This is a genomic window from Bacillus sp. KS1 (genome assembly GCF_020075515.1).
Classification (GTDB): Bacteria; Bacillota; Bacilli; order Bacillales; family Bacillaceae; genus Bacillus; species Bacillus velezensis.
This window is the reverse complement of the sequence record NZ_JACAWW010000017.1, coordinates 149,706-175,378: the sequence shown is the minus strand read 5'-3', so window position 1 is coordinate 175,378 and position 25,673 is coordinate 149,706. Positions and strand designations below refer to the sequence as shown.

Annotated in this window: 24 protein-coding genes and 1 pseudogene; 11 read left to right on the top strand and 14 right to left on the bottom strand. The window is 49.5% G+C overall.

Annotation, left to right across the window (positions count from 1 at the left end):
- Nucleotides 1–9: 9 nt before the first annotated feature.
- Nucleotides 10–519 carry a ferritin-like domain-containing protein gene (locus tag HWY38_RS11455; RefSeq protein WP_224181874.1) on the bottom strand — a complete coding sequence of 170 codons (510 nt, stop codon included), beginning with the start codon at nucleotides 517–519 and terminating at the stop codon, nucleotides 10–12.
- A gap of 68 nt (nucleotides 520–587) precedes the next feature.
- Nucleotides 588–1,301 carry a DUF421 domain-containing protein gene (locus HWY38_RS11450; protein WP_007610502.1) on the bottom strand — a complete coding sequence of 238 codons (714 nt, stop codon included), beginning with the start codon at nucleotides 1,299–1,301 and terminating at the stop codon, nucleotides 588–590.
- Between the two features lie 140 nt (nucleotides 1,302–1,441).
- On the opposite strand from HWY38_RS11450, the gene addB reads away from it, so the two are divergent.
- The 5 genes from addB to HWY38_RS11425 all read left to right on the top strand — a co-directional run bounded on the left by addB (nucleotide 1,442) and on the right by HWY38_RS11425 (nucleotide 13,568).
- Complete coding sequence (gene addB / locus HWY38_RS11445; RefSeq protein WP_224181873.1) at nucleotides 1,442–4,942, top strand: helicase-exonuclease AddAB subunit AddB; 3,501 nt, start codon at nucleotides 1,442–1,444, stop codon at nucleotides 4,940–4,942.
- On the top strand, nucleotides 4,929–8,633 hold the full coding sequence (gene addA, locus HWY38_RS11440) for a helicase-exonuclease AddAB subunit AddA (RefSeq protein WP_224181943.1): 3,705 nt from the start codon (nucleotides 4,929–4,931) through the stop codon (nucleotides 8,631–8,633). Before addB ends, addA begins: the two co-directional genes overlap by 14 nt.
- Before the next feature lie 64 nt (nucleotides 8,634–8,697).
- Nucleotides 8,698–9,870: an exonuclease subunit SbcD gene (gene sbcD / locus HWY38_RS11435; protein ID WP_003155146.1), complete on the top strand. Its 1,173-nt coding sequence runs from the start codon at nucleotides 8,698–8,700 to the stop codon at nucleotides 9,868–9,870.
- Nucleotides 9,867–13,259 (top strand): exonuclease subunit SbcC, encoded by a 3,393-nt coding sequence (gene sbcC, locus HWY38_RS11430; protein WP_224181872.1) that lies wholly within the window; start codon nucleotides 9,867–9,869, stop codon nucleotides 13,257–13,259. The genes sbcD and sbcC overlap by 4 nt, the downstream gene beginning before the upstream one ends.
- A gap of 15 nt (nucleotides 13,260–13,274) precedes the next feature.
- Nucleotides 13,275–13,568: a hypothetical protein gene (locus HWY38_RS11425; protein WP_007610512.1), complete on the top strand. Its 294-nt coding sequence runs from the start codon at nucleotides 13,275–13,277 to the stop codon at nucleotides 13,566–13,568.
- A gap of 43 nt (nucleotides 13,569–13,611) precedes the next feature.
- Here the strand turns inward: HWY38_RS11425 and HWY38_RS11420 are convergent, their stop codons facing one another.
- From HWY38_RS11420 to HWY38_RS11390, 7 genes are all read right to left on the bottom strand, one after another.
- A complete protein-coding gene (locus tag HWY38_RS11420; protein WP_003155143.1) occupies nucleotides 13,612–13,830 on the bottom strand; it encodes a spore germination protein in 219 nt (72 codons plus the stop codon).
- A gap of 39 nt (nucleotides 13,831–13,869) precedes the next feature.
- The gene (locus tag HWY38_RS11415; RefSeq protein WP_224181871.1) at nucleotides 13,870–14,265 is read right to left on the bottom strand and encodes a spore germination protein GerPE; all 396 of its coding nucleotides are present in this window, start codon (nucleotides 14,263–14,265) and stop codon (nucleotides 13,870–13,872) included.
- Nucleotides 14,265–14,441, bottom strand: a complete 177-nt coding sequence (locus HWY38_RS11410) for a hypothetical protein (RefSeq protein WP_003155141.1) — start codon at nucleotides 14,439–14,441, stop codon at nucleotides 14,265–14,267. The genes HWY38_RS11415 and HWY38_RS11410 overlap by 1 nt, the downstream gene beginning before the upstream one ends.
- A complete protein-coding gene (locus tag HWY38_RS11405) occupies nucleotides 14,438–15,055 on the bottom strand; it encodes a spore germination protein GerPC (protein WP_003155139.1) in 618 nt (205 codons plus the stop codon). The genes HWY38_RS11410 and HWY38_RS11405 overlap by 4 nt, the downstream gene beginning before the upstream one ends.
- A gap of 35 nt (nucleotides 15,056–15,090) precedes the next feature.
- Complete coding sequence (locus HWY38_RS11400; protein ID WP_007409164.1) at nucleotides 15,091–15,327, bottom strand: spore germination protein GerPB; 237 nt, start codon at nucleotides 15,325–15,327, stop codon at nucleotides 15,091–15,093.
- A gap of 12 nt (nucleotides 15,328–15,339) precedes the next feature.
- Nucleotides 15,340–15,561 carry a spore germination protein gene (locus HWY38_RS11395; RefSeq protein ID WP_003155135.1) on the bottom strand — a complete coding sequence of 74 codons (222 nt, stop codon included), beginning with the start codon at nucleotides 15,559–15,561 and terminating at the stop codon, nucleotides 15,340–15,342.
- Nucleotides 15,562–15,750: 189 nt separating this feature from the next.
- Complete coding sequence (locus HWY38_RS11390; RefSeq protein ID WP_007610516.1) at nucleotides 15,751–15,966, bottom strand: aspartyl-phosphate phosphatase Spo0E family protein; 216 nt, start codon at nucleotides 15,964–15,966, stop codon at nucleotides 15,751–15,753.
- A 217-nt stretch (nucleotides 15,967–16,183) separates the two neighbouring features.
- On the opposite strand from HWY38_RS11390, the gene HWY38_RS11385 reads away from it, so the two are divergent.
- Nucleotides 16,184–17,089, top strand: a complete 906-nt coding sequence (locus tag HWY38_RS11385) for a fumarylacetoacetate hydrolase family protein (protein WP_031378473.1) — start codon at nucleotides 16,184–16,186, stop codon at nucleotides 17,087–17,089.
- 93 nt (nucleotides 17,090–17,182) lie between these two features.
- On the top strand, nucleotides 17,183–17,539 hold the full coding sequence (locus HWY38_RS11380) for a YisL family protein (RefSeq protein WP_007409161.1): 357 nt from the start codon (nucleotides 17,183–17,185) through the stop codon (nucleotides 17,537–17,539).
- Here the strand turns inward: HWY38_RS11380 and HWY38_RS11375 are convergent.
- Entirely contained in the window at nucleotides 17,536–17,769 is a 234-nt protein-coding gene (locus HWY38_RS11375; RefSeq protein WP_224181870.1) for a hypothetical protein, read from the bottom strand. The two genes, HWY38_RS11380 and HWY38_RS11375, sit on opposite strands and share 4 nt — an antisense overlap.
- A gap of 35 nt (nucleotides 17,770–17,804) precedes the next feature.
- On the bottom strand, nucleotides 17,805–18,347 hold the full coding sequence (locus tag HWY38_RS11370; RefSeq protein ID WP_038456447.1) for a DUF2777 family protein: 543 nt from the start codon (nucleotides 18,345–18,347) through the stop codon (nucleotides 17,805–17,807).
- A 175-nt stretch (nucleotides 18,348–18,522) separates the two neighbouring features.
- On the opposite strand from HWY38_RS11370, the gene asnB reads away from it, so the two are divergent.
- On the top strand, nucleotides 18,523–20,364 hold the full coding sequence (asnB, locus tag HWY38_RS11365; RefSeq protein WP_012117256.1) for an asparagine synthase (glutamine-hydrolyzing): 1,842 nt from the start codon (nucleotides 18,523–18,525) through the stop codon (nucleotides 20,362–20,364).
- A gap of 85 nt (nucleotides 20,365–20,449) precedes the next feature.
- Nucleotides 20,450–21,190, top strand: a complete 741-nt coding sequence (locus HWY38_RS11360) for a squalene/phytoene synthase family protein (protein WP_224181869.1) — start codon at nucleotides 20,450–20,452, stop codon at nucleotides 21,188–21,190.
- A 35-nt stretch (nucleotides 21,191–21,225) separates the two neighbouring features.
- On the opposite strand, the gene HWY38_RS11355 is transcribed toward HWY38_RS11360, so the two are convergent.
- On the bottom strand, nucleotides 21,226–22,593 hold the full coding sequence (locus tag HWY38_RS11355; RefSeq protein WP_032875187.1) for an MATE family efflux transporter: 1,368 nt from the start codon (nucleotides 22,591–22,593) through the stop codon (nucleotides 21,226–21,228).
- A 122-nt stretch (nucleotides 22,594–22,715) separates the two neighbouring features.
- Between HWY38_RS11355 and HWY38_RS11350 the strand changes: the two genes are divergently transcribed.
- Together HWY38_RS11350 and HWY38_RS11345 are read left to right on the top strand one after the other, a co-directional pair.
- Nucleotides 22,716–23,579, top strand: coding sequence for an AraC family transcriptional regulator (locus HWY38_RS11350; protein ID WP_224181868.1), 864 nt, complete (start codon nucleotides 22,716–22,718; stop codon nucleotides 23,577–23,579).
- A gap of 26 nt (nucleotides 23,580–23,605) precedes the next feature.
- Nucleotides 23,606–24,256: pseudogene (locus tag HWY38_RS11345) on the top strand (Gfo/Idh/MocA family oxidoreductase); the annotation flags it as partial.
- A 45-nt stretch (nucleotides 24,257–24,301) separates the two neighbouring features.
- On the opposite strand, the gene HWY38_RS11340 reads toward HWY38_RS11345, so the two are convergent.
- Nucleotides 24,302–24,796 carry a DinB family protein gene (locus HWY38_RS11340; RefSeq protein ID WP_224181867.1) on the bottom strand — a complete coding sequence of 165 codons (495 nt, stop codon included), beginning with the start codon at nucleotides 24,794–24,796 and terminating at the stop codon, nucleotides 24,302–24,304.
- Nucleotides 24,797–24,950: 154 nt separating this feature from the next.
- Entirely contained in the window at nucleotides 24,951–25,577 is a 627-nt protein-coding gene (locus tag HWY38_RS11335; protein ID WP_224181866.1) for a pentapeptide repeat-containing protein, read from the bottom strand.
- Nucleotides 25,578–25,673: the final 96 nt, after the last annotated feature.

Genomic DNA, 25,673 nt, shown 5'->3' with positions numbered 1-25,673 from the left:
CCTGAACCGTTATTTTCCGGTATTTACCTCGGTGTAGCTTGTATTCGGCGCGTTTGATACCGTTCCCCCTGTATGTTGGAAAGGAGAGTGGGCCATATCGTATAAAAACCAGACGGCGTGACGCTGCTCGTCAAATGCCGTGCGGGCAAATAACCGCTTCGCTTCCGGATGCACCGCTCTATCGGATGCCTGCAAATAAAAATCATTCGTTTTCTGCTCATCATAAAACGCCGCCCTCAGTCCTTCTCTGTATGTGTGCGGACAATGCTCCGTCTGTTTCGGCGTCAACTGTTTTCCGGTAATTGACGTATACAGAGAAGAAAAAGCGTGCAGGTGGCGCACTTCTTCTTCTCTGATATGTTCGATTCGTCTTCTGATTTCTGCGGTCGGCGCTTTTTCGGCTAATATTGAGTAGCAAATCACAGCGCTGTATTCACCGTTTATGGATTTTACCAGATCCTTGATAAGCACAGAATCGTCACTGCAGATGGCTGTATAATGAAAAAAATTCTCGTGCATTGGACTCACCCCCGGATGTTTATAGGGTATTATACGGCGGCAGCCCGTGACATGTGCGGATGTCATTTTTATTCTTGATCTAGCGGCGATGTAATATGGTCGTCGTATGTGTCGACAAAAAGCCGGCCGTTGCTTCCGCGAACAGCGTATACGACGTCTTCCGGTTTGAGGTTTCTCTTGTCCAATTCTTCTCTCAGCCATTTTTCCGATACGTGGTTTTCCTCCAGGTTTTTCACCACCAGCCGGCCGTCCATAATCAGCTCAACGGCAAAGTTCTTTTCATGTCCGGCAAAGATGCCGAGATCCTGTCTTGTAACGGGCGCAAATTCCGGTTTGACCTCCACTGACATGCTGCCGTTTGTTTCAATGATGGCAGTCTGAACCTGAGAAATGTCAAATACGTCATTTACACGCAGCTGCTGGTTCAAGTAGTCGATGGTATAACGCATCGTTTTCATATTATGCTCAAGTATTTTACCGTTTTGAATGATAATGGTCGGTTTGCCTGCAAAGAAACCCCTAAGAACCCTGTTTTTCATAGAAAGATATGCGACAAGGTAAATGATTGCCACGAAAATAATGTAGGCAATGACATTATAATGAATCGGCAGCTTTGTATTAAACGACAGATTTGCCGTGATGGCGCCGAGCGAGATGGCCGCAATGAAATCAAAAAGCGTCATCTGTGAAATGGTTTGTTTACCGAGTATCCGGGCGCCGATAAACAGAATGCTGAACGACAGAGCCGTCCGTACAATTACTTCGGGATATTCTGACATCATCATTAGTCCTTTTTTCTTTATTTTGGTCAAAAACGAAATTTTTTAAAACAGTCATCCCGTTTTTACCAGCAGATGAGATTGGTCATTTTCGTCAACTTTCGATAAAATGTAGAAAGATAAAAAGAGAGGGGTCTTTTAATTTGGGTGTTGAGTTTTTAGTAGGCAGATCGGGGAGTGGGAAAACGAGGCTGATTATCGACAGCATTCAAGATGAACTGCGCCGGGAGCCGTTCGGGAAACCGATCATTTTTCTAGTCCCGGATCAAATGACGTTTTTAATGGAATATGAGCTTGCTAAAACGCCGGATATCGGCGGCATGATACGCGCTCAAGTGTTCAGTTTTTCGCGTTTGGCGTGGCGCGTGCTTCAGCATACCGGGGGCATGAACCGCCCGTTTGTGACGACGACGGGTGTGCAGATGCTTTTAAGGAAACTGATTGAAGAACATAAGCACGAGTTTAAAGTGTATCAAAAAGCGAGTGACAAAACCGGGTTCACTGAGCAGGTGGAACGGATGCTGACAGAGTTTAAGCGGTACTGTATTGAGCCTGAAGACGTCCGCCGCATGGCGGAAAGCGGAACGGCGTCAGAATATCGCGGAGAGCGGATGCTGTCTGAAAAACTTCATGATTTAGGCATTTTATATCAGCAGATGGAAAGAAGCCTCGCCGGACACTATTTGCATTCAGAGGATTATTTGACGCTGCTCGCTCAGCAGATTCCTTTGGCGGACGTTGTAAAAGGCGCCCGTGTTTACGTCGACGGATTCTATCAATTTACGCCGCAGGAATTAAGGGTGCTGGAGCAGCTGATCATGCATGCTGAACATGTCACATTCTCGCTGACGGCGGACAGCCCTTCGGCGGAACAGGCACCGGATGAACTCGATCTGTTCAGAATGACGGGAAGCACATACTATAAGCTTTATCAGACGGCAAAGGAATTGAATGCTGATATTTCCTGCAAGGAACTGCATGGCACGAAGCGGCATCAGCATGCGCCGGAGCTTGCCTGTATAGAGTCGCAGTACGATGTGCGTCCCGCCGCGGCGTATACCGGCGGACAGGAAGCTTTTACCGTCATGCAGGCGCAAAACAGAAGAGCTGAGCTTGAAGGTATTGCCCGGGAAATTCAATCGCTTGTCCGGGACGGAGGATACCGGTACAAAGATATGGCGATTCTCATCCGTCAGCCGGAAGATTATAAAGATTTGCTGAAGGAAGTGTTTGCCGATTACGGGCTTCCTTATTTTATTGACGGAAAAGCTTCTATGCAGCATCACCCGCTTATTGAATTCATCCGTTCAAGCCTCGATGTCGTGAAGGGGAACTGGAGATATGAAGCGGTGTTCCGCTGTGCGAAAACCGAACTGTTATTCCCGCTTGATCAGCCGGAGCAGAAAATAAGAGAGCAGGTCGATCAGCTTGAAAATTACTGTATCGCCTACGGCGTTAAAGGGGAGCGCTGGACGAGCGGCGAGCGGTTTGTATACAGGCGCTTCGTATCGCTCGATGAGGATTTCGCGCAGACGGATCAGGAAATAGAGATGGAACACATGCTGAATGAGACGAGAGAGTGGATGGCCGCGCCCCTTGTCCGGCTTCAAAACCGGATGAAAAAAGCGAAAACGGTTCAAAGCATGGCGGAGGCTCTTTATCTCTTTTTGGAAGATACCGATGTTCCCCTGAAGCTGGACCGGAAAAGGCAGCGGGCCGAAGAGGCCGGAAACATGATCGAAGCGCAGCAGCACGGCCAGGCGTGGGATGCCGTTATCCAGCTTCTCGAGGAGTTTGCCGGCATGATGGGTGAAGATAAAATATCTTTGGAGCTGTTCCAGCAAATGCTTGAAACGGGAACGGAATCGCTTCATTTTTCTTTAATTCCTCCTGCGCTTGACCAAGTATTTGTAGGGAATATGGATCTCTCAAGAATGTACGGCACGTCCTGCACATTCGTCATCGGGGCCAATGACGGCGTTCTTCCGGCGCGCCCGGATGAAAACGGCGTGCTGTCTGATGATGACCGGGAGTGGCTGAAAGCGGTCGGAGTGGAGCTGTCTTCCGCGGGGCGTGAGCGGCTCCTTGATGAGCATTTTCTCATCTATATGGCGCTGTCGAGTCCGTCTGACCGTCTTTATGTGTCATACCCGATTGCCGATGCGGAAGGAAAAACGCTCCTGCCGTCAATCGTTGTAAACAGGCTTGGCGAGCTGTTTCCCGATCATCAGGAAAAGCTGTCAGCGGCTGATCCCGAGCAGGTAAGCGAAGAAGAGCAGCTTCAGTATCTCGTCAATAAACAGGTGGCTCAGACATATACGGCAAGTCAGCTCAGGCTGTGGACAAGAGAGTACGAGATCAGTGACGTATGGTGGAGCGCATACAATGTGCTGATGAAAGAGTCTGATCAACAGCGCGCGAAAAAGCTGTTTTCAAGCCTGTTTTTCCGTAATGAGGCGAAGCGTCTTGAACGCCCTGTTTCGCGCCAGCTTTACGGCGAGCATATTAAAGGAAGCGTCTCCCGGATGGAGGCGTTTAATGCCTGCCAGTTCTCTCATTTTGCATCTCACGGGCTTCAATTAAAAGAGCGGCAGTTTTTCAAGCTGGAAGCGCCGGATATCGGCCAGCTGTTTCACTCCAGCCTGAAGCTGATTTCAGACCGGCTTCGTGAGCAGAAGCTGGAATGGCGCGATCTGACGAAAGATCAGTGCCGGAATTTCTCCTATGAAGCGGTGGAACGGCTTGCGCCAAAGCTGCAAAAAGAGATTCTGCTCAGCTCAAACAGACACTTTTACGTGAAGGAAAAACTGCAGAAGATCGTCACGCGTGTTTCTGGCATATTAAGCGAGCATGCGAAGGCGAGCGGTTTCGTCCCGGTCGGTCTTGAACTCGGTTTCGGCGGAAGCGGGCCGCTGCCTCCGCTCACTTTCACGCTGGAAAACGGCTGTACGATGGAACTCGTCGGACGGATCGACCGCGTGGATAAAGCGGAAAGTTCAAAAGGCCTGCTGCTGAGAATCGTTGATTATAAATCAAGCGACAGGGGGCTTGATCTAGCTGAGGTGTATTACGGGCTCGCTCTGCAAATGCTCACATACCTTGACTTATCGATTACACATTCCGCGGATTGGCTCGGCATGAAAGCGACCCCGGCAGGCGTTTTGTATTTCCATATCCATGATCCGATGGTTCAGGCCAGTCTGCCGATGGGGCTTGATGAAATCGAGCAGGAAATTTTCAAGAAATTTAAGATGAAAGGCCTTCTCCTCGGTGACCGGGAGGCGATCAGCCTGATGGACACGACCTTGGAGGAAGGGCGTTCAAATATCGTCAATGCCGGTTTGAAAAAGGACGGGTCTTTAAGATCCGACTCAGCCGCGGTCAGTGAACAGGACTTTCATCTGCTGACAGACCATGTGCGGCGGACATTTGAACAGGCGGGCGAAGCGATAACGGACGGGCTTGTGTCCATTACCCCGTATAAGCTGAAAGATAAGACGCCTTGTACGTACTGTGCGTTTAAATCGGTGTGCCAGTTTGATGAGTCGCTTAAGGAAAATGAATACCGCAGCCTGAAAGCGGAAAAAGACGGCACCATACTGGATTGGCTGAAGAAGGAGGCGGATGATGATGCAAATTCCTAAACCGAAAGACAGCATATGGACGGATGACCAATGGAACGCCATCGTTTCTTCCGGCCGCGATATTTTGGTCGCTGCCGCAGCCGGATCAGGTAAAACGGCCGTGCTTGTGGAACGGATGATCAGAAAGATAACTGCGGAAGAAGATCCGGTTGATGTTGACAGGCTCCTTGTGGTGACCTTTACAAACGCCTCAGCAGCGGAGATGAAGCATCGGATCGCGGAAGCATTAGAAAAAGAGCTCGCCAAAAATCCGGGATCTCTGCATATCAGACGGCAGCTCTCTCTATTAAATCGGGCGAGCATTTCGACGCTTCACTCTTTCTGTCTGCAAGTGCTTAAAAAATATTATTATATGATTGATCTTGACCCCGGTTTTCGGATGGCTGACCAGACGGAAGGCGAATTGCTCGGAGACGAAGTGCTTGATGAGCTGTTTGAAGATGAATACGCAAAAGGGAATCAGGCGTTTTTTGAGCTTGCGGACAGGTATACGACAGACAGGCATGATCTGGATCTTCAAGACCTTGTCAAACGGGTGTACGAGTATTCCCGGTCGCATCCTGACCCGGAAGCGTGGCTGCAAAGCTTTGTCCGCCTGTATGACGTGACGGAAGAAAGCAAAATGGAAGAGCTTCCGTTTTACCAATATGTGAGAGAAGATGCTGAAATGGCGCTCTTCGGGGCAAAGCAAAAGCTTGAAAAGGCGCTTGAACTGACAAAAGCGCCCGGCGGGCCGGCCCCGCGCGCTGATAATTTTCTGGATGACCTTCAGCAGATAGAAGAGCTGATCAGCTGCCGGAATGACTTCGATGCGCTGTATGAACGGGTTCCCGCAGTCTCATTTAAGCGGGCGAAGGCGGTAAAGGGTGATGAATTTGACAAAGCGCTTTTGGACGAAGCGACCGATTTGCGAAACGGCGCGAAGAAACTGATCGAAAAGGTAAAGACAGATTACTTTACAAGAAGTCCGCAAGATCACTTAAAGAGTTTAGCAGATATGAAGCCTGTCATCGAAACGCTCGTTCAGCTCGTGATATCGTACGGAAAACGATTTGAAGCGGCGAAACAAGAAAAATCAATTATTGATTTCTCAGATTTGGAACATTACTGCCTGGCGATTTTAACTGCGGTTGATGAAGAAGGCCGGCGGGTGCCGAGCGAAGCGGCCGTTTATTATCAAGACCAGTTCCATGAAGTTCTGGTTGATGAATATCAAGATACGAACCTTGTGCAGGAGTCTATCCTGCAGCTTGTTAAAAGCGGGAATGAAGAGGCGGGAAATCTGTTTATGGTAGGCGACGTCAAACAATCGATCTACCGTTTCAGACTTGCTGAGCCGCTGCTGTTTCTCGGGAAATATAAAAGGTTTACAGAAAGCGGGGAAGGCGCGGGGCAGAAAATTGATCTGAACCAAAATTTCCGCAGCCGCTCCGATATTTTGGACAGTACGAATTTCTTGTTTAAGCAGCTGATGGGCGGAAAAATCGGCGAAGTGGACTACGATGAACAGGCGGCATTGAAGCTCGGCGCATCGTATCCGCCGAATGACGCGGCAAAAACGGAATTGCTGCTCATTGACAGCGCTGATGGCGCAGACAGCTCCGAGGATGCCGAAGACTTTGAAACCGTGCATTGGGAAGCGAAAGCGATAGCCGGGGAGATCCGAAAGCTTGTCTCATCTCCGTTTAAGGTATATGACGGCAAAACAAAAACACACCGGAATATCCAGTACCGGGATATCGTAATTTTGCTGCGCTCCATGCCGTGGGCGCCGCAATTAATGGAAGAGCTGAAAAACCAGGGCATTCCGGTGTACGCCAATTTGACGTCGGGTTACTTTGAAGCCGTGGAGGTGGCTGCGGCGCTTTCAGTCTTGAAGGTGATTGATAATCCGTATCAGGATATTCCGCTTGCTTCCGTGCTGCGCTCGCCCATCGTCGGATGTGACGAAAATGAACTTGCGCTGATACGCCTTGAAAAGAAAAAAGCGCCGTTTTATGAAGCGCTTAAAGCATATATAGCGAACGGTGACAGGCATGATGACCTGTATCAAAAACTGAGAACCTTTTATGACAGTCTGCAAAAGTGGCGGTCATTTTCGACGAATCATTCGGTGTCTGAGCTGATTTGGGAAGTATACCGCGATACCGGATATTTTGACTATGCAGGCGGCATGCCTGGCGGAAAGCAGCGCCAGGCCAATCTGCGCGTCTTGTATGACCGGGCGCGCTCGTACGAAGCGACGGCGTTCCGCGGGTTATTCCGCTTTTTGCGGTTCATTGAACGGATGCAGGAGCGCGGCGATGATCTGGGGACGGCCCGGGCGCTCAGCGAGCAGGAGGATGTCGTTCGGCTGATGACGATCCACAGCAGCAAAGGACTTGAATTCCCCGTCGTTTTCACCGCCGGACTCGGCAGAAGTTTTAATATGATGGATCTCAACAAATCATACCTGCTTGATAAAGAGCTCGGTTTCGGCACGAAGTACATTCATCCGGAACTCAGAATCAGCTATCCGACTCTTCCGCTTGTGGCGATGAAGAAAAAGATGCGCAGAGAGCTCTTATCCGAAGAATTGCGTGTATTGTATGTGGCGCTGACCAGAGCGAAGGAAAAGCTGTTTCTCGTCGGTTCCTGCAAAAACCGGGAAAAACAGCTGGCCAAATGGCAGGCGCAAGCAGACCGGGCTGATTGGCTTCTTTCTGAATTCGACCGCTATCAGGCGTCATCTTATTTGGACTTTATCGGGCCTGCGCTCATCCGCCACCGTGACATGGAGGCGCACAGGACGCCGGGACTTTCTTCGACTGAGGATATCGCGCGCGACCCGTCGCGTTTTCACATCCGGATGCTGCAGCAAAGTGAATTGCTGGAAGAGAATCCAAAAGAACGTGCAGAAGAAAAGAGCAAACGTCTCAAAGCGATTCAGCAGGGCGAGCCGATTCCTGATTCGTTTTCATTTGATGATCAGGCGCGCCGTCTGCTTGAATGGGAATATCCGTACCGAGAGCTGACGGCTATCAGAACGAAGCAGTCAGTTTCTGAGCTGAAGAGAAAGCAAGAATACGAGGATGAATACAGCGGCCGCTCTCTCATCAAACCGTCAGGAGACACGCTTTTATACAGGCGTCCCGGTTTTATGATGAAAAAAGGGCTGACAGCCGCCGAAAAAGGGACGGCGATGCATACGGTGATGCAGCACATACCGCTGACGCACGTTCCGACTGCCGAAGAAGCGGAGCAGACGGTCCGGATGCTTTACGAAAAAGAGCTGCTGACAGAAGAGCAGCAGGAAGCCATTGATATAGAAGAAATTGTTCAGTTTTTCGAAACTGAAATCGGGAAAGACCTTCTCGGGGCGCTGCGGATTGATCGGGAAGTGCCGTTCAGTATGGCGCTTCCGGCCGGCGAGGTGTACAAGGATGCCGAAACGGCCGGTGAACCGCTGCTCGTGCAAGGGATTATTGACTGCCTCTACGAAACTGCGGACGGTCTCTATTTGCTGGACTATAAAACAGATCGGATAGAGGGGAAATTCCGGAACGGATTTGAAGGCGCGGCTCCGATTCTGCAAAAAAGGTATGAAACACAAATCGAATTGTATACAAAAGCGGTTGAACAAATTACAAAAACGAAAGTGAAAGGGCGTGCGCTCTATTTCTTCGATGGAGGTCACGTTCTTACACTGTAACAAGATCCGAAGCTCCTTTTTGGAGCGGATCTTTTTTTCTATCAAAAAGTGAGGTGAATGCGGTATGCGCATTTTACATACAGCTGACTGGCACCTCGGCAAAACGCTGGAAGGCAGAAGCCGGCTGAGCGAGCAGGCCGAGGTATTGGAAGAGCTGAATACCATTGTCAAGGAAGAAAATATTGATGCGGTCATTATGGCGGGGGATGTATTTGATACGGTCAACCCGCCTGCGCTCGCTGAACAATTGTATTACGAAAGTCTTTCCGCGCTTTCTGACGGCGGAAAGCGCCCGGTTGTCGTCATTGCCGGAAACCATGATAATCCTGACAGGCTGGCGGCGGCTTCTCCGTTAACAAATGAGCGCGGTATTCATTTAATCGGCTATCCGCGGACAGAACCCGTGCATATTGAGGTGCCGTCGGCGGACGAGCTGTTAGCCGTAGCCGCGCTGGCATATCCGTCAGAGGCGAGATTAAACGAAGTGCTTTCTGATACGTTTGAGGAAAAGCTTCTTCGCGATCATTACGATGTCAAAATCAGAGAGGCGTTTGCTCACATGTGCGGACTGTGCCGGAACGATGCCGTGAAAATCGCGGCGAGCCACATTTATGTCGCGGGGGGAAATCAGACCGATTCAGAGCGTCCGATTGAAGTCGGGGGCGCTTACACGGTCGCCGCTGACAGCCTGCCGGCTGATGCGGCTTACGTGGCTCTCGGCCATCTCCACCGTCCGCAAACGATCAAGCGCGCCAAGACGGCTGCCCGTTATTCAGGCTCTCCGCTCGCATACAGCTTTTCAGAAGCCGGTTATGCCAAATCGGTGACGGTGGTAGAAGCGAAGCCCGGCGGAGAAGCGAAGTGGGAAGAGATTTTCCTGTCTTCCGGTAAACCGCTCGTCAAATGGAAAGCACAGGGGCTGAGCGAGGTTCACGGCTGGCTCGATGAAGGGCGTGACCGGAATGCCTGGATCGATCTTGATATCCATTTGACGGATCAGCTTTCTCTCGAGGAAATTCATCGGCTGAGAAAGGCGCATCCCGGCTTTATCCATATCAGGCCGGTTTTTGAAGAAAAAGAGACCGAAAATGACCGGATTGAAGTGAAACACACATCAATTGAGGATCGATTTAAGAAGTTTTATGAAAAACAAACGGGCGGCGGCGTGCCGGATGAGGAGATGGTCAAGCTGTTTTTAGAGCTTGCGTCAGCAGATGATGAGGAGGATGCGACATGAAGCCGATTCTGTTAACGATAAAAGGGCTCCACAGTTTCAGGGAGGAACAGACCATTGATTTTGCCGGACTGTCAGGAGCCGGGGTGTTCGGGATTTTCGGGCCGACCGGAAGCGGGAAATCGTCGATCCTTGATGCCATGACACTCGCTTTATACGGAAAAGTGGAGCGCGCCGCAAATAATACGCACGGCATCCTGAATCATGCCGAAGATCAGCTCGCCGTCTCATTTACATTCGCGCTTCAATCCGGTCACCGGGTTTCCTACAAGGTCGAGCGCGTTTTTAAGAGAACGGATGAAACGAAAGTAAAAACCGCCCTCTGCCGCCTGATTGAAATCAAAGATGAACAAACGGTGCTGGCCGATAAAGCGAATGAAGTGAACAAAAAGGTGGAAGAGCTTCTTGGCCTGACCATTGACGACTTTACAAGAGCCGTCGTGCTGCCGCAAGGAAAGTTTGCCGAGTTTCTGTCGCTTAAAGGCGCGGAAAGAAGACATATGCTCCAGCGCCTGTTTAATCTGGAACAGTACGGGGACAGGCTTGTCAAAAAATTGCGGCGGCGGGCGCAGGAAGCGGCAGCGAAAAAAAATGAAATGCTGGCCGAACAATCCGGCCTCGGAGACGCAGGAGAAGATGCGCTGAAGCAGGCTGAACAGCAGTTTCACGAAGCGAACGAACGGCTTGAAGAAGCTGAGAAGAAACGGGTCCGGGCAAAAGAGCGTTTTGAGAATCACCAGGAAATTTGGAACCTGCAGACAGAAAGAGATGAATATGAGCGCCGGGAGAAAAAGCTTGAGGAAAGACGCCCGTACATCACGGATTTGACTGAGCGTCTTAAAGAAGCGGAGACCGCTCTCGCCCTTGAGCCGTACGCAGACCGCTGCACAGAAGCCGTCCGCCGGAAGCAGCGCGCCGAACAGGAACACGAACTGGCCAAACGGAAATCAGAGGCGGAAATCGTTTCATTTACCCGGCAAAATGAAGCCTATGAAGCATGGCGGGCCCATAAGGCCGAACGGGAGCCGAAGCTTGTCAAGGAAGAAGAGCTGTATCAAAGACTTTCAGCCATTGAACAAAAACTGCTTGAAGCGAAAAAAGAAGCGGAAAAAACAAATGCGGAACACAGCAAAAAAGAGGAAGAATACGAAGCCGCCTCGAAACAGCTGGCCGCAGTGAAAGACCGCCTGACCCGCGGCCAAAACAGGCAGAATGAGCTGAAAGAAGAGCTGAAAGCAGTTCAAGTGACCGCCGATGAACGGAAAAAATGCCAGACCGCAGCACAGCTGGCGGCGGGCTTTCAGCAGACACAGGAACAAATCACGAAAGAACGGGCCAATCTGACAACGCAGCTGAAAAACATGGAGAAGCTGAACGGAGAAAGCGAGTCGCTCACAGCGAAAGCGAAAACGGAAGAGGAAGACATTACGCGCGCTTATCAAACGCTTCAAACCGTTTACCATATGGTCTGTGAAACGGAGCGTTCACTGAAAGCCGCAGCCGAACGGGCTGACAAAACGCAAGCCGATCTCCGCAGGCGCTCAGAGGAAGCGAGAACGGCTGCATTAACAAAAGAATTATCGGAAAAACTAATCGAAGGAAAGCCTTGTCCTGTATGCGGCTCGACACAGCATGACCGCCCGCGTTCCGCTCATGAAACATTCTTGCCTGATACAGCTGTGCAGGAACAGTTGCAGCAGGTTGAAGCGCTGCTTTCTGAGGCGGCGGCTCTTTCTCAGGAAGTGCTGACAGCCAAGGTTGCATTAGAACAACAGTCGGGGCGTTTTACCGAAGAATGTCCGTTTCTGCAAAGCGCCCGGGTTCCGGAGCTGGAAGCCGCTTCTTCCATCAGCGGACGCCCGCTTGATGAAACGTTCAGCGCCGTCCGCTTGGAGTGGAAACAAATGAAACAGGATATGCTGTCGGTAAAAGAGAAGGTCACAAGACTGATCAGCGCGCATCAGCAGACGGTGAGACAAGCTGAGCAGCTTGCCGAACGAATCCGCTACGAGGAAAAAGAAGCCGACCGTCTCAGACATTCATTAGAAGAGCTTGAATCGCTGTCAGAAAGCCGATTGAATCAGTACAACGAAGTCTGCGGTGATATTCCGCCAAACCGGATTGACGCCTGGCAGACTTCGATAGATGAGAAGGACAGGCAGGCAGAAGAATGTGAGAAGCGCATTGAAACAAGCATCGCATTCCTCAAGGAACATGAAGAGGAGAAAGAACGCCTGCAGGAGATGAAGCATCGGCTTGAACGGGAACGGCTTGAGCTTCACTATGCGTCTGAGCGCCTGCAGCAGGTGATTGACGGATATGAACAAGAGCTCGGAACAGCAGCTGAAGAAACATCAATTTCCGCAAAGCTTGAAGCGGTGCGGCAGGAATTACAGCTGTTAAAATCGAAAGAACAGTCCTTATTCGACGCGCTGAAGCAGGCGCAGCAATCACTGAATGACGCAAAAGGCCGGGAATCCGGCAGTCTCATGTCACTCAGGGATGCTGAGACCTCCCTTGAGAAAGCGCAAAACGACTGGCGTGTGAGGTCAAAAGACACCGGGTTTGCCGAGCCGGACCAAGTCAAAAAAAGTCTGCTTCCGCAAGGGCGTGCAGAGGAAATGAAAAAAGAAATTGATGAGTTCCTGGACACCTCAAAACAGCTATCGGCAAATATCAGCCGTGTTACTGATAAATTAGCCGAGCGCCGGATATCGGAGGAAGAATGGACAGCATCCGTTTCTCTGCTGAAGCAGGCAGAGGATGAGTCAGGCGCCGCCATGGAGGAAAAAGGAGCACAGGCAAAAGCCTTCGCGGTTATGCAAAAACAGCATAAGCGCTTTAAAGAGATTGAAGCCGAACTGAAAAGCTGGCAGACACAGATTGACAGGCTTGATAAGCTCCAGTCTGTATGTAAAGGCAATACATTCGTCGAATTTTTAGCGGAAGAACAGCTGGAAAGCGTGGCTCGGGACGCCTCTGCCCGTCTCGGAGCGCTGACAAGGCAGCGGTATGCCATATTAGTCGATTCAGAAGGCGGTTTCGTCATGCGTGATGACGCGAACGGAGGCGTCAAACGGCCCGTATCAAGCCTTTCCGGCGGGGAGACGTTTCTGACATCGCTGTCGCTTGCGCTTGCCTTGTCCGCCCAGATTCAGCTGCGGGGGCAATACCCGCTGCAATTCTTTTTCTTAGATGAAGGATTCGGGACTCTTGACCAAGGGCTCTTAGACACCGTTGTCACAGCGCTCGAAAAGCTGCAATCGGACAACTTATCCGTCGGGGTGATCAGCCATGTGCAGGAGCTGAGAGCGCGTCTGCCGAAAAAATTAATCGTTCATCCGTCCGAACCGGGCGGGAAAGGCACCCGGGTCACATTGGAGATCATGTAGAAAGGAGAAGGAATCATGGCCGATTCTGCCGAGGGCACATGTGAATTATGCGGCCGCCATCATGTGCGGCTGACGGAGCACCACTTAACGCCTAAGGAAGAAGGCGGGACATTCCTTCCGACCGCAATGCTCTGCATCCCTTGTCATAAACAGGTTCACGCGCTCTATACGAATCAGGAGCTTGCGGCAAGGCTCGCGGGAATAGAAGAGCTGCGGCGTGACCCGAAACTCGCGCGGTTTGTGAAATGGATCAGAAAACAGCCGCCGGAAAAGCTTGTAAAAACAAAAAAAGCAAATGAACGAACATAACGCTGAACCAAAAGCAGCCCTCTTCTGAAAGAGCGGCTGCTTTTTAGGCGTTTCCGACCACATTTTGATCGCTGACATCGGGGTCTATATAGTTTGTCGCATTGACAACGTTGTTTAATAACAGGAAATCTCCGGTATTGCCTGCTCCCGAACCGAGCGCAGATTTAGAAGAGCTTTTTGGAGAAAGGTAAAAGGAATCACCAAAGTTTACGACTCCGCCCGATATGGAATTGATAGCTATAGGTCCGGTAATTGCTGGCATAAACGACACCCTTTATAGAAGTCTCACCGTCATTATATGTCAGGGCTGCTGTGATTGTGAGCTTGGTGTGACAATCTGCCTAATATGTTTCAGCCGCGAATCTCCCAGAACGATCGACGTCGATCCGATTTGAACCACGGACGCTGACGATACCCCTTGAACTTTCAAATTCCTTACCCGAATTGAAGGGTTTTCATGGCAGAATGCGCTTTGGACTCCCGTTTCCGGTAACGGCATGACAGCCGGCTGCCGAAAGATCTGGTATTCTTTTTTGTTAAATGAGCCTTCATCGTCTCTGTATAAGGCAATAGTACGCTGATCGGCCAATACTTTGATCCGCATATTGATTTCATTCGTATCGCCTGCTTGAAAGACACTCGCAATCCCGACTGAATTGATTTTGGCGTTCCGGAGGCGTGAAATGCGCTTTAGCATTATTCCGGCGCCAGCGGCACATAAGGCCCGATAATAAGAGATTCCGGAGGTGTGTCAAAGATGGAAGACAGATAGACGGAATCGGTGTCGCCGATTAATAATAAGGAAGAACTGGACACACCGGTAGACCGGATGTCGCCGACTTCAATATTCCGGTTAATCACTGTAAAAATCATGACGGATCATCACCTTTCATTTCACCAGGTATGTGTTTAATAAAGTGCTCGACAGCCCTGACAATATCACGCTTCACATGTTCGGCAATCTGCTCGGCATATTGCGCGGGCGCCGTGTTTTCTTCTTTCGGGACATGGGACAGATAATACTGAATCCGGCTGTCCATCTGCTTTCTGATATCTTCAATAATATGATATTTGTTCGTTTCGTCCAGCCTGCTCTCATACTGAGTTTCGAGCTGTTCTAAAAGCGCGGGGATTTCTTCATTCAGGTACATATCGACGTTTTGACGGATTTGCTGCATTTGCTGGCCCGCCTGTTCCTGCTGCATCATTCCGACCTGCGGAGATGTCTGGCCGACTTCGAAGTTTTGCACGGCATTCGGATCAGTCGGATTCAATCCGATATTCAGCGTTCCTTCCAGCCGTTCAATTTTCAGCTGATCAAATTTATACTCGAGCCGATCGATTCTTGTAGAAGGCTGCTGTTTCAGCGTTGAAATTTCATTTTGGAATTCTTTCAGCTGCCGTTCGAGCTCCTGAATCTGCTGCGCCTGCTGCTGGACGAAAGAATTTAAATTCTGCAGGTAGGATGAAACGGATTGATCATACATGACATTCACCTCGCGTCTCGTTTCCTTCATTAAAACTACCGGCTTGGCGGCTGGAGCGGTACAAATGATGAGGTGCCGGGACCTCCCCCTGTTGTTACAGTCTGCTGCCCCGCGGTGACAGGCGGCGCCGGCTCAACATAACTCCCTGTATTGTACAGATTGGAAAGAGATTTAATTGAACCGGCGCTTCCGATTTGCAGTATGGAGGAATTGCTGACAGATTCTACACGCATGTAATTGATATGGATCGACTGATTGACGTAAAAATTCATACGGCGCCTCCTTTATGCGTTTCCTGCCATCGGCTGATCGATTACATCATTATCGTACACATTCGTTGAATTCCTGTAATTTGTCAGTGTGAGATTGTCTCCGGTATTGAAGCTGCCCGCTCCGGCAAATGTCTTAACCTCTGCTTTTGGAGAAATGGTGATGCAGTCGCCTATATGAACGACTCCGCTCGTACCGACGGCATTAATTTTAAACGCTCCGACAATTGCGGGCATACGAGCACATCCTTTTCGTGAAGATTTTCATGACTGCACTCCAGGAGCTTATCTGGGCTGCCTGCCTAAAATAGCTTATGACAAATGCACATTTTTGTGAGCGGAAAAAACTTTAGACGTAAAAACACCGGCGCTTTATGCATGCCGGGTCTTATACATAAATGATACAGATTTATATACATATCACGTTTATGAGAAAACCTCTTTTTTTCCTGCGGTGCGGCCGTGCTCAATCTGTGCGGACGGGTTCAGCCCGCTGTCTTTCGTTTGTTGAATGAGCCCGCCCCGGCACCCGTTTAAAAGGCTGTCCAGCTCCTGGCTGCACCTGATGGTCTCCGTCGCATTGATTCCGAATTTTTGCGCTGTCTCGAATAAAGTTAATCTTTTTTCTTCAATTTTGTTCATCGTGTGATCTCCAATTCTCGATTATTTTGGAAAACATAGGATGATAATAGTATAACCCATTTTGTGCAAGAAGGTTTTATTTCGTCAATATGACTAAAAAAGTGACAATTTTTGATACTCTTTTACACTTATTTTCAGCCTGTTTAAAAGAGGAATTTCCCGCCCGGAGGAAGAATACATAAAGGAATGCCAGATTTAAAAATGATGGGGGATTAACATGAAATTTGCGACAGGGGAACTGAACAGCCGAACATTTGTCGGTCTGATCATTGATGATGACAAAATCTTAGATCTGCAAAAGGCTGAAAAAAAATTGTTTGAACTTGAGACGATTCCGGGTTCGCTGATCGAGTGCATTCAAAAAGGAGATAAGTTTGTCGCGCATGCCGGACAGCTTGCGGAATGGGCGAAAAAACCGAATGACGAGTCGGGTTCATTTATGTATGCGCTGTCAGACGTAAAGCTTTGTGCGCCTATTCCGAGACCTTCAAAGAACGTGATCTGCATCGGGAAAAATTATCGTGATCATGCCGTTGAAATGGGGAGTGAGGCGGATATACCGGAGCATCCCATGGTTTTTACGAAAGCCCCCGCTGCCGTTACAGGACACGGAGAAACAGTGGACAGCCACTTGGACGTAACGGAGCAGCTTGATTATGAAGGGGAGCTTGCGGTAATCATATCAAAAAGCGGATCGCACATCTCCAAAGAACATGCGCTTGATCATATATTCGGCTATACAATTGTAAATGATATAACAGCGCGCGATCTGCAGAAAAAACATAAACAGTTTTTTATCGGCAAAAGCCTCGATACGACATGCCCGATGGGCCCGGTCATTGTACATAAGTCGGCCGTCAGTGATCCGCAAAGCTTGAAAGTTGAAACGCGGGTGAACGGAGAACTGCGCCAATCAGGATCAACGGGTGACATGATTTTTCCGATAGCTGAATTAATCGAAACACTGTCAAAAGGAATGACGCTTGAAGCCGGTGACATTATAGCGACGGGGACGCCGTCCGGTGTCGGAAAAGGATTTAAGCCGCCGAAATTTTTAAAGCCGGGGGACCGCATTGACATTACAATTGAACCGATCGGCACGCTGTCGAACCAAATCGGATAATTGTGTGTCTTTCGCACGATTGATAATGCTCCGATCGGCTTGTTGTGGTACCATAAGTGAGGCAGATTGATCTGATAGGGGGAATTGAACATAATGACACATTGGCATATTACTTCATGGGTCGTTGCGCTTATCCTGGTGTTTGTCAGCTACGGGCTGTACGGTTCCGGAAAAGCGAAGGGCGCAAAAATTACGCATATGATTCTGCGCTTATTCTACATTATTATTATTCTGACCGGAGCTGAGCTTTTCGTCCGTTTTGCGAATTGGAACGGTGAGTACGCCGGAAAAATGCTGCTCGGCATCATTACCATCGGACTGATGGAAATGCTCGTCATCCGCAAGAAAAAAGGCAAATCAACCGGCGGACTGTGGATCGGTTTTATTATCGTACTCGTCCTGACGGTGCTGCTCGGCCTTCACTTGCCGATCGGCTTTCACGTATTTTAATCAATCGCTTGAAAAACCCGGATGCATCCGGGTTTTTTTAGTTGCGCATACATTTTGCGCAACTGTGCCGCTGAATGAGAAATGCCGTGACAGGGGGATGTTGATGAGGCGAAGGAGATGTGCAGGATGCCAAAAGCGCCAATCACTCTCGTTACCGCAAAAGCTACGGCTGTGAAGGGTAAAAGCAAACGCCGGCCGTCAATCAGCGTGAAAAACAAAGCTGAATACATCAGGCGGCACCTATTTAAAAGGTGCGGCCTGTTTGTTACGCGGTGCCGTCTTGTCTTGCCGCTGAATACATAATGGAGCGCCGCCCGTCAGATGCCGTCCATTCAAATCTGTCGTGTTTACCCGAGCTGCCGCGGTGATGCTGCAGGGCGCATTGTGCGTCATCCGCCGAGAAGTGATAAAACGAAACGCCTTCACCGGAAAACAGCGCCTGATTGTAGGAAAATACGCAATCATATACAGACAGGCCGAACCCGTGAAGATGGCTGAGAAACAGCAGAAACGTTTCATCGTCCAGCGAATCGAGCAAGGTTAACAGCGGCCGTTTGACCGCCTTTTCATAACGGATTTCTTCCCCGCCGAGCAGGGGGATGGTGTCTGCGCCGATTTCGGCCGCACCGCCGCAAATCCGTGCCGGCTGCCATCTGCCGCCGCGTTTCATCAATACGTCTGCGTTTCCTAGACTGTCTGCAAGCAGGATATCGCCTTCATCGTTTTCGACGAGGCAGATGCCGTCCTCTATCATCAGGGTGCCGCGCCCCCATTTGTTTTTTTCTGAGAAAAGCTGTTTTCGTTTCATAACCGTGCCGGTCTCCTTTGTTTGTTTCTTCTCTTCCGTTCTTTCCAAATCGGGCTTGTCTCATACAACTCTTAGTGGGACAAATCAACTATCTGCGTTTCTTTGCATAAACTGGGTAAAGTGCTGATAGAAACGAATTTGATACCGACAGAAACGGGATTGGAGCTGATATCACATGTGTGGAATTGCGGGTTGGGTCGATTTTCAAAAGCAGCTCGTCCAAGAGAAACATATTATGAACAATATGATAGACACTCTTTCAAAACGAGGGCCTGATGATTCAAACGTCTGGGGAGAGCCCCATGTTTTATTCGGACATAAAAGACTTTCGGTCGTTGACATTGAAGGCGGCCGCCAGCCGATGGCCTGCACGCATCAAGAGGAAACGTACACCATCATTTATAATGGCGAGCTGTATAACACGGAGGAATTGCGGAAGGAGCTTCAGGCGAGGGGCCACCGTTTTGAGAGGACCTCTGATACAGAAGTGCTGCTGCACAGCTATATTGAGTGGCGGGAGGAGTGCGTGGACCGCTTGAATGGTATTTTCGCTTTTGCCATCTGGGATGAAAAGCGCAAGCGGCTGTTCGGGGCAAGAGACCGGCTCGGCGTCAAACCGTTTTTTTATAAAGAACACGGCTCTTCCTTTCTGTTCGGGTCGGAATTGAAAGCCATCCTTGCTCATCCTGATGTGAAAGCCCGCACAGACAGCGGCGGACTTGCGGAAGTATTCGGACTCGGGCCGTCCAGAACTCCGGGCTGCGGGGTGTTTAAAGGAATTCACGAGGTGCGTCCCGCCCATGCGTTCACTTTCTCAAAGGACGGTTTGTCCATATGGCGTTATTGGAATGTAAAGAGCGAAAAGCATACAGACAGCCTCGATGAAACCGCGGCTCACATTCGGTACTTATTTCAGGATGCAGTGACACGCCAGCTCGTATCTGACGTGCCGGTTTGCACGTTTTTATCAGGGGGGCTTGATTCGAGCGCGATAACCGCGATAGCCGCCGCTCATTTTGAGAAACAAGGCAGAGATCCCCTTCATACTTATTCAATTGATTATGAGGAGAACAGCAAATTTTTTAAAGCGAGCGCCTTTCAGCCGAATGATGACGGCCCGTGGATCGATAAAATGACAAATGCATTCGGCACACAGCATCATAAGTGCGTGATTACGCAGGATCAGCTGGTTGAACATCTGGAAGAATCCGTTCTCGTCAGAGACCTTCCGGGCATGGCTGATGTTGATTCCTCGCTATTATGGTTCTGCCGGGAAATTAAAAAAGATTTTGTCGTGAGCCTTTCCGGAGAATGCGCGGACGAAATTTTCGGCGGATATCCGTGGTTTCACACCGCGGCAGAAGAAGACGGATTTCCTTGGATGAGGTCGACTGAGGAGAGAATCACGCTCTTGGATGAAAAGTGGCAAAAACGGCTGAATCTTAGAGAATACGTGAATGCGAGATATGAAGAAACCATTGCGGAAACGCCGCTGTTAGATGGTGAGACGGGAACAGATAAAGCGAGACGGCAGCTGTTCTACTTAAATATGCTTTGGTTTATGACCAATCTGCTCGACCGCAAAGACCGCATGAGCATGGGCGCAAGTCTTGAAGTACGGGTGCCGTTCGCCGACCACAGACTTGTGGAATACGTTTGGAATATTCCTTGGGAAATGAAAATGCATGGCAGCCGGGAAAAAGGCATCTTGCGGAAAGCGCTTGAAGGACTGCTTCCTGAAGATATTTTGTACCGCAAAAAAAGCCCTTATCCGAAAACGCATCACCCGAAATACACCCAGGGGGTCACAGAATGGCTGAAAACGATTTTACAACAGAAAGATTCTGTGCTTCACACTCTGCTTGACAGAAAGAAGCTGGAAATGCTGTTGGAGACAGAAGGTTCATCTTTTCAGGTTCCGTGGTTCGGCCAGCTGATGAAAGGCCCGCAGCTGATCGCCCATCTTGCCCAGATCCATACATGGTTTGAGGCGTACCGTATCGATATAGAAGAATAACAGTGCTACGACCGGTTTCCGCTGAAGGATATCGGTCTTTTTATTGTGAAACATATGGTACACTAAAAAACAGAGGAGTGATACCATGACCGAATACGAAACATGCGCCCAGCTTGCCGAGGCGCACTTTCCTTTATATAAACGGACTTTCTCATCCCTGCCGCCAAAAAACAGGCGGGCCGCATGGGCGGTGCTTGCTTTGTTTCACGAAGCTGATCGGCTTGATGTGCAGGAACTTGGAGGATTTGAACAGGCGGCACAAGACTTTCTGAACGGGACACACGCCGACGGCTTTTTGTGGGAGGCGCTCACCGATGTGCGGCAGCAATTTGCGCTTGAAGAAGAGCCGTTACGTGAGTTTATCGCCGGCCAAATCTCTGACAGAGAAAAAGTAACTTATCAAGAGTTTGATGACCTGCTGATGTACGCGGGCCAAACAGGCGGAGCCCTCGGCCTGCTGCTGCTGCCGGTTTGCGCGCGCCGGAACCAAGAGAAACTCCGCCATGCAGCCGTTTCATTAGGAGCTGCCATTCAGCTGACCCGGGTGCTTCTGGGGGTCCATACGGATGAGCGGGCGAAAAAGCGTCTCCCGCGCCAGGTGATGAAGCAATTCGGCTATACGGAAGAAGAGCTGGAGAGCCATACCGTCAACAAAGCTTTTATGAATGTATGGGAGTACATCGCATTCGAGGCCGAGGCATATTTCGAGGAGGCGTCTGAAGAGCTGGAGCTGTTTCCGTTATACTCAAGGCCCGCCGTTACCGGTTTGCTGGCACATTACCGGTCAGAGCTCGGTGACATGAGAAAACAGCTTTCACAAGCATAAAAAAACGCCCGGCTTCATAACGAAGCTTCGGGCGTTTATGCAATCCCTTTTTGAATCCAAATCCGCGACCGCCATCTTCTGTACATAAGAATGCCTCTGACCCATTCATCCGCGATAAATGAAATCCAGATGCCCATAAGCCCTAATCCGAAATGAATGCCGAACAGATAAGCGAGCGGCAGTCCGATACCCCACATGGAAATCATCGCCATGTAGACGGGGAATTTTGCATCTCCGGCAGCCCGCAGTGAGTTGATGATAATGACATTAAATGAACGGCCAGGCTCAAGAATGATCGTCATGGCGATCAGCATGCTCGCCGTCGCAATAATGTCAGGGCTGCTTGTGAAAATTCCGATCAGCTGCTTTGAAAACAAGGTCATGATCACGGATGTCAAAGCGGCAATGCCAAGCGCCCAGTACAGACTTTTCATGCAGCGGTCATAAGCGTCGTCAAACCGTTTGGCGCCGATATATCTGCCGATCAAAATCTGTGTGCCCTGGCTGATCGCCGTTCCGAACAGCAGGATAAACATGGTGATGTTTTGTGTATAAACCTTTGTTGTAAGCGCCTGAGCGCCCATAATGGCGATAAAATAAGTGACAACCATTTGTGAAATGTTGTAAGACAGCTGTTCGCCGGCAGACGGAATCCCGATTTTCAGGAGTTTCCGCAAGTGCTCTTTATGGACGTGAAAAATCTTTTGCCATGTCAGACCGAGTCCGATGCGTTTTTTGACGATCACAATCATCGCGATCAGCCCGATGAACCGCGCAAAGGACGTTGACATCGCAACACCGGCGACGCCTAACACCGGAAGGCCGAGCGGCCCGAAAATGACAAGAAAGTTTCCGGCAATATTTAAAATATTCATCCCGATCGTAACGAACATCGTATCCTTCGTATGACCGTAGCTTTTTAAAATGGCGCTGAACGTCATAATCAAAGCCTGAATGAAGGACAGCCCGCCGACCACCTGCAAAAAGACTTTAGCATCCGGCATCAATTCATTGGAAAGACCCATCACATGAAGCAACGGAACGGCCGCAAAAAATATGGCGGCGCTGATGGCGAGACTGATGACAAAGTTCGCTCCTATTGATACATAAGCCACTTCCTGCGCCTCTTTTTTCTGTTTAGATCCTAAAAACTGTGAAATCACAATTGTCGTACCCGTTGCGATAAAGCTGAACATCACGATAATTAAATTTAAAATCTGATTGCTGACACCCACGGCCGCCACACTGTTGTCAGAGTATTGGCTAAGCATAAGAGTGTCGGCGTTTCCCATAAACATATATAATGAAACCTCAATAAATATCGGCCAAGTCAGCGCGTATAATGAGAGTTTGTGATCAGAGGATTGTTTGAATGCAGCCCGTTTTAAAATCGCTTGTTTCATTTCTTTTAACCCCTTTCCTGAAAAAATCAACGTTTAAAAGTGTACCTCCATTTTCTTATAATAAAAAGGGAGAGAAACGAAACTTCTTGCAAAAATCCGACTTAAAAAGGAGGGCCGGAAATATGTCCTTTCTCGAGTTCACAGTCCCTCCGTTCCCGGTCTTTATCGCTGCGGGAGAAGGAGTGTTCAAAAAAGGCGAAACCCATGTGAGACGGGTCTTCCCGGTGTTTGATCTGCTGTATGTGAAAGAAGGCGTCCTCTACATTACAGAAGACGAAAACGCCTTTTCCGTTGAAGCGGGAGAATATATTCTGCTTTCTCCCGGGCTTGAACATTACGGAACAAAAGGCAGTGAAGAAACGACATCCTATTCGTGGCTTCATTTTGAGGGAGCGGATTATGAGGTGACGGAAACAACCGGGAACAACTGGTCAGAGCTGAGGCGAAAAAAAGGGAGCTTTGAAGAGCCGTCCCGCTACCGCCTGTCCCTGCCGCAAAAAGGGAAGGTGAGACGTCCGCAGTTTATGGCCGGGCAATTCAGTGTGCTGACAGATGACAGCGCCGAGAACTCCGACCTGCCGCTCAGAAAGCAGATTCTGTTTGAAGAGCTGCTGCTCCATCTTCAGAAGGAGGCGTTCCAAATCCCGTCCGCAAAGGAAAGAGTCGCATGGGAGGCCGCCCGGTACCTGCAGGAGCACTATCAGGAGAAAATAACCATCAAAGCGCTTTCATCGGCTCTTCATTACAACCAAGACTACGTGACCCGCTGCATGCAGCAGGTGCTCGGCGTCACGCCCGGCCAGTATACGAATAAAGTCAGAATGACGGAGGCGAAACGTCTTTTGTCCGCAACCAATGACAAAATGGGGACAATCGCGGATGCCATCGGTATGGAAGACCCGACCTATTTTTCCAAACTGTTTAAACAGATTGAAGGCATTTCGCCGCTTGAATACCGCAAATTCGTAAGCCGGAAAACGGACTGACCTAATACCAGAGAACAGAAAGTAGGAGGCGGTCTGACCCGGTATACGACGCGAAAAGAAGAATCGGCGCAGGGGAAATCGGCCGACCCATTTATTATAAAGGATTTACAAGAGATCAAGGCGCACCGCCCGCGGAATTTATCAAACATAGCGGAGGGCTTTTCATTGACTGTTCGATTCATGATTACGACATCGCGAGATATCTCATGAATGCCGAAGTTACGTCCGTGAGCGGGCACGGGAGAATGTTAAAGCACCCGTTCATAGAAGAGTGCGGCGACGTTGATCAGGCATTAACATATCTTGAGTTTGATTCAGGCGCGGCCGGCGATGTGGAGGCAAGCCGAAATTCTCCGTGCGGCCATGACATCCGCGCCGAAGTGATCGGGACGGCGGGAAGCATCTTGGTCGGTACGCTGCGGAAAAGCCATGTCACCATTTTAACGGAGTCAGGCAGCAGCTGCGAAATTATTCCGGATTTTCAAGCACGTTTTAAAGACGCTTACCGTCTGGAGCTTGAGCATTTTTCCGAATGTGTGAAAAAAGGGGAAACGCCGATTGTGACAGACATCGATGCCGCGATTAACTTAGAAATCGGGATCGCCGCGACGGAATCTTTTAAAACCGGAAGGCTTGTAAAGCTCACCCCGGGCGCCTCCGGCTATGCCGGATTATGATAGATTCGAAGTAAAAAAGCAAAGGCCCGGGAGGCCTTTGCTTTTTTATGATTCGTATGAGAAAAAAATGTAGTCAGTCGGCACGCCTTTATAGCCCATTTGGTGAAGCATCGCGGTGATATTGCCGCGATGGTATGTGCCGTGATTCACAACATGCCGGATCACATCGGCATATGTCGTCTGAAGCGTCCCCAGGCGCGGATGAGAAATAGAGATCGGATCTTCCGGGTTCTCCATTTCTTTTAAAAATTCGCTGAATTCTTTGTCTAGTTCAGTCATTCTATGTTCAATCGCCTCAAAATCTCCGTCAAGCTTTTCAAATTGATCAAACTGCGAGACGATTTGTTCGAAAGTTTCTCCGTAAAGCACGTGAAGCCAAATGTAATCAGCCCGGTATATATGCACAAGCACGGCGTTCACAGTCGGAAAAACACTATCCAGTTTCTGCTGTAAGCTTGCCGCGGGGAGGGTCTTCAAATGCTGAATAACTTGCTCATTTGCCCATCTGTGGTAGTGATACAGTTTTAAAATGTCTGACATTCCAATTCCCCCTCTTCCTTCCGGTACATTCAACATAGCCTGGCCGAATTCCTTTTATCGAAACAAAAGCGCCGCAAAATAAAAAGCAGCACCCCACATTACCAATGCCGAGCATTTATTCAGGATGCCGACCGCCGTTTCGTTTAATAAAAGATCACGTCACAATGGCTCCGAGCGCTTCTGCGAATGTCACGGCATGCGCCGGAGAGATGCGGCATCCTTTCAGCTTATCAAGTGAGACGTGCAGGTGATCAAATGTGCACGTGCTGATATCCATATTAAAAAGAGACGTGCCGATAAAATTTGAGCCGTTCAAATCACAGGCGTCAAGATCTGTGTATTCAAGAACGGCATCATTCCACTCACTTTCTGAAAGGCCGCACGAGTCAAACCGGACATGCTTCATATTGGAATAGCTGAAGGAGCTGTAATGTGCGAGGCAGTCTTCAAACCGTACATGACGCATGGCGGAATCCGCCAGATTCAAGCCGAGAAGTTTTGAATGCTGAAACGCTGTTCTATGGATGATGCTTCCGCTGAAATCAGCGTTTGAGACATCACATTTTTCAAACAGGACATCCGTACATTCCATATGTCTGAAAGAGACATCCGTAAAAACGGTGTTTCTGAAAATGACTTTTTCGGCGCGCAGGCCGTCCAGTTTGCCGCTTATCACGGCGTTTTCTATGACGACTTCTTTGATGAGGTCGTCCTGAAGCGCTTCTGTGAAAGAAAGCACCGGCAATTCTTTCGGGATTTTCGGTTTTTGGATCGTATTCATCTCATACTCCCTTTTCTAAACATAATAGCTGAAATCGGCAATTGACAGATATCGTTTTCTGCCTGCCATTCTTGTTGTTGCGTAAAAGCGGGAAGG

Coding starts and splice junctions, on each gene's coding strand:
- HWY38_RS11340 (WP_224181867.1), bottom strand. CDS start 24,796: ATGTCAGACATTTTAAAACTGTATCACTACCACAGATGGGCAAATGAG.
- HWY38_RS11335 (WP_224181866.1), bottom strand. CDS start 25,577: ATGAATACGATCCAAAAACCGAAAATCCCGAAAGAATTGCCGGTGCTT.
- HWY38_RS11360 (WP_224181869.1), top strand. CDS start 20,450: ATGACCGAATACGAAACATGCGCCCAGCTTGCCGAGGCGCACTTTCCT.
- HWY38_RS11405 (WP_003155139.1), bottom strand. CDS start 15,055: ATGTATGATCAATCCGTTTCATCCTACCTGCAGAATTTAAATTCTTTC.
- HWY38_RS11400 (WP_007409164.1), bottom strand. CDS start 15,327: ATGAATTTTTACGTCAATCAGTCGATCCATATCAATTACATGCGTGTA.
- HWY38_RS11450 (WP_007610502.1), bottom strand. CDS start 1,301: ATGATGTCAGAATATCCCGAAGTAATTGTACGGACGGCTCTGTCGTTC.
- HWY38_RS11385 (WP_031378473.1), top strand. CDS start 16,184: ATGAAATTTGCGACAGGGGAACTGAACAGCCGAACATTTGTCGGTCTG.
- HWY38_RS11395 (WP_003155135.1), bottom strand. CDS start 15,561: ATGCCCGCAATTGTCGGAGCGTTTAAAATTAATGCCGTCGGTACGAGC.
- HWY38_RS11420 (WP_003155143.1), bottom strand. CDS start 13,830: ATGCCAGCAATTACCGGACCTATAGCTATCAATTCCATATCGGGCGGA.
- HWY38_RS11415 (WP_224181871.1), bottom strand. CDS start 14,265: ATGCTAAAGCGCATTTCACGCCTCCGGAACGCCAAAATCAATTCAGTC.
- HWY38_RS11375 (WP_224181870.1), bottom strand. CDS start 17,769: ATGTATTCAGCTTTGTTTTTCACGCTGATTGACGGCCGGCGTTTGCTT.
- asnB (WP_012117256.1), top strand. CDS start 18,523: ATGTGTGGAATTGCGGGTTGGGTCGATTTTCAAAAGCAGCTCGTCCAA.
- HWY38_RS11380 (WP_007409161.1), top strand. CDS start 17,183: ATGACACATTGGCATATTACTTCATGGGTCGTTGCGCTTATCCTGGTG.
- HWY38_RS11355 (WP_032875187.1), bottom strand. CDS start 22,593: ATGAAACAAGCGATTTTAAAACGGGCTGCATTCAAACAATCCTCTGAT.
- sbcC (WP_224181872.1), top strand. CDS start 9,867: ATGAAGCCGATTCTGTTAACGATAAAAGGGCTCCACAGTTTCAGGGAG.
- HWY38_RS11455 (WP_224181874.1), bottom strand. CDS start 519: ATGCACGAGAATTTTTTTCATTATACAGCCATCTGCAGTGACGATTCT.
- HWY38_RS11425 (WP_007610512.1), top strand. CDS start 13,275: ATGGCCGATTCTGCCGAGGGCACATGTGAATTATGCGGCCGCCATCAT.
- addA (WP_224181943.1), top strand. CDS start 4,929: ATGCAAATTCCTAAACCGAAAGACAGCATATGGACGGATGACCAATGG.
- sbcD (WP_003155146.1), top strand. CDS start 8,698: ATGCGCATTTTACATACAGCTGACTGGCACCTCGGCAAAACGCTGGAA.
- HWY38_RS11410 (WP_003155141.1), bottom strand. CDS start 14,441: ATGATTTTTACAGTGATTAACCGGAATATTGAAGTCGGCGACATCCGG.
- HWY38_RS11350 (WP_224181868.1), top strand. CDS start 22,716: ATGTCCTTTCTCGAGTTCACAGTCCCTCCGTTCCCGGTCTTTATCGCT.
- HWY38_RS11390 (WP_007610516.1), bottom strand. CDS start 15,966: ATGAACAAAATTGAAGAAAAAAGATTAACTTTATTCGAGACAGCGCAA.
- HWY38_RS11370 (WP_038456447.1), bottom strand. CDS start 18,347: ATGAAACGAAAACAGCTTTTCTCAGAAAAAAACAAATGGGGGCGCGGC.